Here is a 7,894-nt window from a genome sequence, read left to right as displayed (position 1 = left end):
CTCACTTCAGGTTCTTCCAGAAGATCGGCAAGCTCAAGATCCACATCGCTTTCTTCACCGTGCTCCGGTAGGGGCTCAAACAGTGTACTGAGCCAGGATGCAATCGAAGGTTCTTCGTCACGCTTATAGTCGGTAGACAACGCTTTAATACGGCGAAAGCCAATAATGCGCTGATGCTTAGGGTCCCGAATCTGCTCAAACCCACGCCAGTACACATGATCCCGTGTATGGAGCTGTACAAACAGGGTGTCTATCGGGTCGTTTGCTTCTTCCTCGACGTCTTCGTCTGCCGAGGCCTCAACGGTGCTCTCTTTTGTAATGGCCCCCTCTTCTTTTGCGCTACTTTCTTCAGAGCTACGGTCTTCTGTCGGTTCCGTGTTTTTCTGACGGATGGTTGTCCAGGCGGGGTAAAGAACCGCCACGGCATCCGCTTCAACATGCTCGCGGGCAGCGCGGAGAATTAATCCCCAGCGTGCCTTGTCGGCATCGGTTTCAAGTGAGTTGATGGGCAAGTCATAGCTTTGTTCGCTGGCCAGAACAATCGCCATCATCGGAGCATCGAGCTCTCCCATGGCTTCTGCCTGTGCTACTGATACCAGTTCGTCGATTGCCATCGGTTGGTTCATAATACGCTCGCCTCCACGATGCCATCAGGGTGAATCAGGAAGGTGATCTCCCTGACACACAGCATAGCTTGTTACACATAGAAAGATAAACGTGGGGCCTCAATCAACGGATCACAAGGCCGCAGGTAAAAAAGCATCCTCAAGCCGCTCATAATAGCCAAACCAGGGAGCCGCCTCTTCAAGCTGGGCCGCAAGTTGCAACAATACCCCTTCACCGCCATGGGGCGCGCCCAGCTGCACGCCAACCGGCAATCCCCCGGCTGTCCAGTGTATGGGCACCGACATGGCAGGGGTTCCGGTCAGGTTGGCAAGCTGGGTGAAAGGCGTTCGAGCCAAACTTTCCAAGGCCATCTGATCCACTTGGCCACTGCGGTGCACCACTTTCCCCGCTTTGAGCGCCAGCATTAATTTTGCCGCCAGTTTCAGGTGCGCCGGGGTTTCCAGTTCACCAATGCGGGCCGGCAATTGCCCGGTGGTGGGGCAGAGGTAAAGATCGTACCCGCCAAAAAATACACCGAGCGCCCGCGCAAACTCATTCCACTGCTGGCGACGAAGAACGTAATCTGACAGTGGCATGGTGTTTCCCAACATGCCCATCAATCGGGTATCCAGCTCAAAATCACTATCAGCCGCCCCAAGCTGATCTTTCGCTTTCGCTATCATGGCAGACACTTCGCCAAAATAGAGACCCAGATAACACCGTGCCAGCGCCATGCCATCAAATTCCGGCCGAGCGTATTCGACCGTATGGCCCAGGTTTTCCAAAATTCGTGCGGTTTCCTCAGCGGCAACAATACACTCGGGGGCTACGGCTGTGTCGTAAGGAGACGCGGTGAATAAGCCAATTTTCAGGTTGCCCGGCGACTGTTGCATCAGATCAGCGTATGGCGCATCGGGAGCAGGAATAACAAATGGGTCGCCGGGCGCCGCACCACCAAGCACATCCAGCATGGTCGCACTATCGCGCACTGTGCGGGTAACCACATGATCTGTAGAGGCGCCTGTCCAGGATTCGCCCATCAGAGGCCCACTGGAAATACGCCCGCGAGACGGCTTAAGCCCGAACAAGCCATTATAGGCGGCAGGTATGCGAATAGAGCCACCGCCGTCGTTTGCGCCCGCCATGGGTACAATGCCCGCTGCCGCTGCCGCGCCTGAACCACCACTTGAACCACCGGGTGTAAGTTTGGTGTTCCAGGGGTTGCGGGACGCTCCCCACAACTCAGATTCGGTAACAGCCTTTAAACCGAACTCAGGCGTAGCGGTTCGACCCAGAAACACCAGCCCACCTTCCCGGGCCCGGCGGACAAATTCTGAATCCTGTGGCGCAATGTTGTTTTTGAAGCCACGGCTGCCATAGGTGCAAGGCCTGCCCGCCTGCTCTTGCGCCAAATCTTTAAGCAACAAAGGAACACCGGCAAACGCCCCTTGCTCCGGAAATGTCTGCGCCAGAGCTTCGGAAAACTGAGGGAAGCAGATCGCATTGAGAGAACCGTTCACAGAGCTTGCCCGTTCTACCGCAGCCTCGCATACTTCTTGCGAGGTCACTTCGCCACGGCGGATTAAATCTGCCAGCGCGGTGGCGTCGTAACGAAGATACTCAGATTGCTTCATAATGGCGTCCAATTGTTATTGTGGTGCCCGGATTACCACGGACACATCGTTTATGAACTCAAGATTCGCAAGCTTACGTCAGCTTGCCCTGACTTTCATCCTGGTCCTGCTTGTGCAAGCGCCTGCAGGTGCTGAACAAAACCAGGAGGATAGCGAAAACACTGAAACTGGCTGGACCAGCATTGTCAGAGCTTCGCCATACTGGGTCAGCCAGGGTGTTTACCAGAACATTCTCACCATCCGCAGCTGGGTGCTGAAAGAATCCGGCTATTGCTCAAGCCCTGACCGTCATATTCTATTCGACATGCGGGGGCAGTTTTTGGGCTGGATCAGCAACGGCGACGACAGCGCAACCACCCAAAAGCGCTTGAACGACACTCGACGGTCATTGCACGAAAAGGGGCTCACTGACGAGTGGCTTGCCGGGGATGCAAACACCAAAGGCTATCCGTTCGCTCTGGCCTGCGACCAGCCCCATGTGAACCTGAACCTTGCCGTTGGCCGTTATCTGGGCTCTGAAGCCAAAGACCGCGTATGGGGCAACTGGGACGACCTTTCTTTCGCTACCCGGGAACAACCTGGCTCTTTGCACAACGCACTGATGTATACGGTTCAACACCGCAGCGAGCAAAACCGTTTTACATTGCCGCCGGTTTTGCTCAACTATTTGGCGGGGCAAATCCTGATTGAAAGCGGCGGCCAGGCAAGAGCTCACTCACAGGCAGATGCCAAAGGCATTCTCCAGCTTTCACCCGCTGCCCTGAAAGACTGCCGGATCAAGCCAAGAAACTATTGGCATCGGCTGGCACAGATCGATTGCGCCCTGCGCCTGATGCAACAAAATGCTCGCAATTTGCACCCCGTCTTTGAAGCCCGCTTTGGCCACCTGCCAGAAAACAAACGCAACGCGCTGTTCGTGCTCATGCTGATTCAGTCATACCACGGCGGTGCCGGTCGTGTTCAGGCGCTTCTTGATGATGAAACACTCGCTAAGCCCGCAAAGTATTTTGCCGCCAATCACGAACGGTTTACCGCCGGCGATATCGCCTTTGGCATGGTGTTTCACAACTTGGGCCGCGACAGGCTTGGGCTGGCATCCCTGTATTATGTGGCCGATGTGCAACTGGCAACCGAGGCGCTGTGCCGAACGGCCAAGCTGAAATCCACAGAGTTTTGTGCACAAAAATAGCCCAACCACCTTATTACCCCGGCATACGCCCGCTTTCGGTGGTTATGGTGCCGGGGTTATCACAACCCGGTTACGGCCTTTGGATTTCGCAGTATAGGTGCCTTCATCTGCCCGGGCGACCACCTCTTTGGGCTCATGGTCTGTAGGAATCAGCTCGGTCATGCCAATGCTCGCCGTAACGCCAAACATTCGGCCATCCTGCTCTAGCTCGAGAGCCTCAACACCCGCACGGATTCGTTCCGCAAGCGTTGTTGCCCGCTCCATACCGCACGCAGGGAGAATAACGCCAAACTCATCGCCCCCTAGCCGGGCTACGGTGTCAGACTGACGCACCGAATCTTTGAATAAGACCGCAAGGCCTCGAAGCATTTCATCACCGAGCAGGTGCCCGCCCTCATCATTCACTGGTTTGAAGTGGTCGAGATCGATCAACATAAGTACAGAGCCGGCGTTCGGGCGCGACGGCTCATTCAGGCATTTGTTCAACGAGGCGTTAAACGCTCGGCGGTTCAACAGCTGTGTCAAGCTATCGTGGGTTGCTTCCCAAGACAGCCGCTGTTCCTCGCGACGGCGCTCGGCGTCATCCCGAAACACAAATACCAGCCGCTCATTCTGCCGCCCCTGGCGTATATGAATCATGCTGAGATCTACATCCAGCGTATCGCCGCTGCTGTTTTTGAGGGTAACATAAAGGCTGTCTAGATCTTCCCGGGCCAGAAACCATTCGTGGGTAAGCGCCTGATCTTCGTGATCGATATCAACCAGCTCAAACACATTTTTATCGACAGCCTCTTCTTCATCGCCTAAAAAGTGGGCGGCAGCGTGATTCGCGTAACGGATAACACCGCCTGTATCTACCATCAGCACACCATCTTGCATAACCCCAAGGATATTCTCGGCCCGCTGCTGCTCGTCCCTTAGCGCCTCTTCAACCTCCAACTCGTGGGAAATATCCCGCACCACCGTAATGGTACCCATCACTTTTTCCGGGGTTTCAAGTGCCGCCGTCATTACTTGGCACCACACCGGGCGATCGGCGCTCGGCCCCTGCAGCCGGAAGCGATCGCGGAATATTTCCTGCTGCTCAAGAGTCTGTCGCCAGCGCCCGATAACAGCGCTACGATCTTCATCCGAGACAACATCAAATAAATGCTTGCCGCCAAGCTCCGCCAGCTTCAAGCCAATAATGCTTTCAAAAACCGGGTTTACAAACTCGATACGGCCAAGAACATCGGCTTGCACAATACCAATCGGCGCACCACGGGTTAGCGATCGGAAAAATGCTTCCCGCTCCGCCAGGGAGCTCATCACATCGTCGCGTTCATCCATCACCATGTTGAATATGTCTGCCACTTGGCGGATTTCCGAGCCGCCAGAGCCCCCCACAGGGTTGCTTCGCACACCCAGGTGGCGCTCGTGCACCTGGTGGCCCAACTCCTGCAACGGTGCCATCAAGCGGCGGAAGCGCCAAAGAACCAAAGGCACAACCAACAAAAGCACTGCCAGCAGAATCCACAAAAACGCATCTGTCATACGCGTAACGGGCGCGTAGGCTTCACGGGCAGGCCACACCGCTGCCACAAACCAGGGCACCTCAGACATCTGCTGCACCGACAAAATAATACTCTCGCCCGCGCTGTTACGACTCTGGGCTGTGCCCTCGTATCCATCCATTGCGTTCCGCAGCATTGGAGTGACACCCTCTAGTGGCCGCATGACATCTCCAGAGCGGCCATGGGCAAGCATGGTGCCGTTTCGGGCTACGATAGCCAGATACCCGCTTTTACCAATACGGATACCAGAAAACTCCTCAATAAGGTGCTTGCCTGCCAGCAAAATTGAGCCGCCAAGCATACCGATAAAGCGCTGCTGGTGATCAAACACAGGTGTCGCTACCATCAAAGCGGGCTTGCCCTTGTAGTTTGAACGGTAAGGTTCACTGATAAGCGGAGTCAGTTGCCCGGAAGCCTGCTGAAAGTATGACCGGCTACTGACGTCCATTCCGGTCAGATTCAACACCTCGGGGTACTCAGCAATAATCTTACCTTTTGCATCAATCAGATAAAGGCCATCAAACAAGTGCTGCAGTGCGGCCTGTCGGCGCATCAGTACCTTTGCCCGCATCGCAAAAGCCGACTCGCTCATGGTAAACCCCTGCGCCACATGGTTAAGTGCGTCCAGGCGCTTGGACAGCTTTTCATCCAGGTCTGAAGCAACCAGTTGGGCAATGGTTGTTACCTGATTTTCTGCCTGCTGCTCAAGCTCTGAGCGACTAAGAGCCGAGCCTATAAGCGCAACCAGCAGTGCTGTCAGAACAACAACACCCACGACGAGAAGCACTGCCCGGTTAACAAGGCTGCCTAACCAGCGACTCATCAGCACAGCACAGTGGCTCCGTTTGGCCGGAATTGCATGTAAATGGCTTTTCCTCCGTTTTTATACCCGGTCGTTTGTAAAGAATGCGTTTAACAGCGACACGAATTCTAACAGAGGCTTACGGCATGAAGAATTACACACTTGCAAACTCAATGATAATCGTTATGATTTGTACCAAAATTCAGCAAGAGCGATAACTCACATGAGTGATTTTTTTGCGTCCTTCAGCTCTACGCTAACAGAAGGCCCCCTGCATCAGCTGCTGGCCATGGGTGGCCCAGTGATGATTGTACTACTTGTGCTGGCGGTTCTGGGCCTCATCACGTTTATCTACCTGATACTTGTAGGCGCATTCTTTGCGCCCAGGCTGTCCAAAAAACTTAAAGGCATTATTACGCTTTGGCAACAGGACCCCGCCAGCGTGAACCCGCAAACTGTTCGCCAACAGGCCAGCCGCTGGCAAAAACTAAACCCTCTGCAACATGTGGTTATCAATACCATTGAGGCGCTGCAAAGCCATCAAAGCAATCAACAAGTTCGCGAGACCGCAGCGCGGGACGCTCAACAAGGGCTTGAACCCTTTGAGGCCCCGCTAAAAATCATTGAAGTGATCGCGGCTCTTGCACCTCTACTTGGGTTGCTAGGCACTGTTCTTGGCATGATGGAGGCCTTCAGCGCTATGGCTGCAACAGAAGGCCGCGCCAATGCATCGCAGTTAAGTGGCGGTATTTACGAGGCATTGACTACCACCGCGGCCGGCCTTGTGGTTGCCATCCCGTTTGCTGCCCTGGCGGCGTGGATCGAATTCCGCTTACGGCGCATTCACAAGGTTGTTAACAGCTCATTGGTGTCTGTGCTGAGCGCAACGCCAGAAGCTTTTTCCAGCCCAATGGAGCTCGCCGACGAGTCCGCCATGGCGGCTCCGGCACAGCCAGCAGCCAGCCAACCGACTGCGCAGGCTAAAAGCGAGGAGGAATTTGAGACTCACGGCAGGCAGCGCTTCGCACATGCAACTGGTTGAACCAAGGCCCAACCGGCCTATTCCTATCCGCATTACTCCGCTGATTGATGTGGTCTTTATTCTGCTTGTGTTTTTTATGCTCACCAGCCGACTAATGCCGGTAGATCATCTGGAACTGGCCAACAGCACAGAAAGCCGCAGCACGGTAACGGGTGATCCGCTGCCAATGCTGACGGTGACGCAGGGAGGCGACGTAACCTGGCAAGATGTCACTCTGCCAGTGGATGAGTTGCTACCAGAACTTCGCAGTGCAGGCATCTCCGAGGTTAACCTTACTACTGCGCCAGCGGCGCAATTAAGCCTGTTCACAGCCACCCTGGGCGAGCTGTCCCGCAACGGTATCCAAGCCCACTGGAAACGTGCCACCGAAGAAGCGCCATGACAGAACTGATTCCACCCCCCGCCACCTCGGGCAAGTCTTTGATGGAGCGGGTAGAGGATGCACTCCTGCCTCTCATTAATCTGGTTTTCCTGCTACTGATGTTCTTCATTGTAGCCGGCCAACTTGCTGACGACCCATTGCCAGACCTGCCTGCTACACCGCCAAGCGCAGAGCAACAATCGCCCCATGCCGACTTGCTGGTTGACGCTGAAGGTAATTGGCGAATAAGCGGCAAAACACTGGATGCGCAAACTCTGCTAAAAGAGCTACCAGAGCCAGACGCACAGAACCCGCTGAAAATTGCCGCAGCCAGCAGCATTTCCATGGCCGATCTTGAAAGCCTTTTACGCACTCTGGAAAAGGGCGGTTACGAAGAAATCCTGCTGCTTACGGAGCCGGAAACGTGAAGGACACCGGAAAACTTATCCGCCTGGGCCTACTGGCAATTGCCGTTGTTTTGGGCGTGGGCACTCTTATGGCTGCTATGCCCGAAAAAACCATAGAGATCAACCAGCTTGGTAATGCGGCGGTTAATACGGCGCCAGCTATCAAAATCTCACTTGCGGGCAAAGCAGCGCCAGCAGAAGAGACAAAGCCCGAACCTGTGAAAAAAACCAAGCCAAAGCCCAAAGCAAAACCAAAACCGGAACCAGAGCCAGAGCCAGAACCAGAACCAGAACCAGAAC

Annotated in this window: 7 protein-coding genes and 1 pseudogene; 5 read left to right on the top strand and 3 right to left on the bottom strand. The window is 54.8% G+C overall.

The window, feature by feature from the left end; genetic code table 11:
* Positions 1 to 626: hypothetical protein (locus tag ACTHYN_RS15945; protein WP_441813388.1), on the bottom strand; the 626-nt coding region annotated here is incomplete at its 3' end.
* Positions 627 to 737: 111 nt separating this feature from the next.
* Positions 738 to 2,240, bottom strand: coding sequence for an amidase (locus ACTHYN_RS15940; RefSeq protein WP_441813387.1), 1,503 nt, complete (start codon positions 2,238 to 2,240; stop codon positions 738 to 740).
* A 52-nt stretch (positions 2,241 to 2,292) separates the two neighbouring features.
* On the opposite strand from ACTHYN_RS15940, the gene ACTHYN_RS15935 reads away from it, so the two are divergent.
* Positions 2,293 to 3,429, top strand: coding sequence for a hypothetical protein (locus tag ACTHYN_RS15935; protein ID WP_441813386.1), 1,137 nt, complete (start codon positions 2,293 to 2,295; stop codon positions 3,427 to 3,429).
* Between the two features lie 42 nt (positions 3,430 to 3,471).
* On the opposite strand, the gene ACTHYN_RS15930 is transcribed toward ACTHYN_RS15935, so the two are convergent.
* The gene (locus tag ACTHYN_RS15930) at positions 3,472 to 5,805 is read right to left on the bottom strand and encodes a sensor domain-containing diguanylate cyclase (protein ID WP_441813389.1); all 2,334 of its coding nucleotides are present in this window, start codon (positions 5,803 to 5,805) and stop codon (positions 3,472 to 3,474) included.
* A 202-nt stretch (positions 5,806 to 6,007) separates the two neighbouring features.
* On the opposite strand from ACTHYN_RS15930, the gene ACTHYN_RS15925 reads away from it, so the two are divergent.
* From ACTHYN_RS15925 to ACTHYN_RS15910, 4 genes and pseudogenes are all read left to right on the top strand, one after another.
* Entirely contained in the window at positions 6,008 to 6,826 is an 819-nt protein-coding gene (locus tag ACTHYN_RS15925; protein ID WP_441813385.1) for a MotA/TolQ/ExbB proton channel family protein, read from the top strand.
* Positions 6,813 to 7,208: an ExbD/TolR family protein gene (locus ACTHYN_RS15920; protein ID WP_441813384.1), complete on the top strand. Its 396-nt coding sequence runs from the start codon at positions 6,813 to 6,815 to the stop codon at positions 7,206 to 7,208. The genes ACTHYN_RS15925 and ACTHYN_RS15920 overlap by 14 nt, the downstream gene beginning before the upstream one ends.
* A complete protein-coding gene (locus ACTHYN_RS15915) occupies positions 7,205 to 7,615 on the top strand; it encodes an ExbD/TolR family protein (protein WP_441813383.1) in 411 nt (136 codons plus the stop codon). The genes ACTHYN_RS15920 and ACTHYN_RS15915 overlap by 4 nt, the downstream gene beginning before the upstream one ends.
* Positions 7,612 to 7,894 (top strand): annotated as a pseudogene (locus ACTHYN_RS15910) (energy transducer TonB); the annotation flags it as partial. The gene ACTHYN_RS15915 and the pseudogene ACTHYN_RS15910, both read left to right, overlap by 4 nt.

The organism is Marinobacter sp. (genome assembly GCF_052091845.1).
Classification (GTDB): Bacteria; Pseudomonadota; Gammaproteobacteria; order Pseudomonadales; family Oleiphilaceae; genus Marinobacter.
This window is presented reverse-complemented; position numbering and strand designations above follow the sequence as displayed.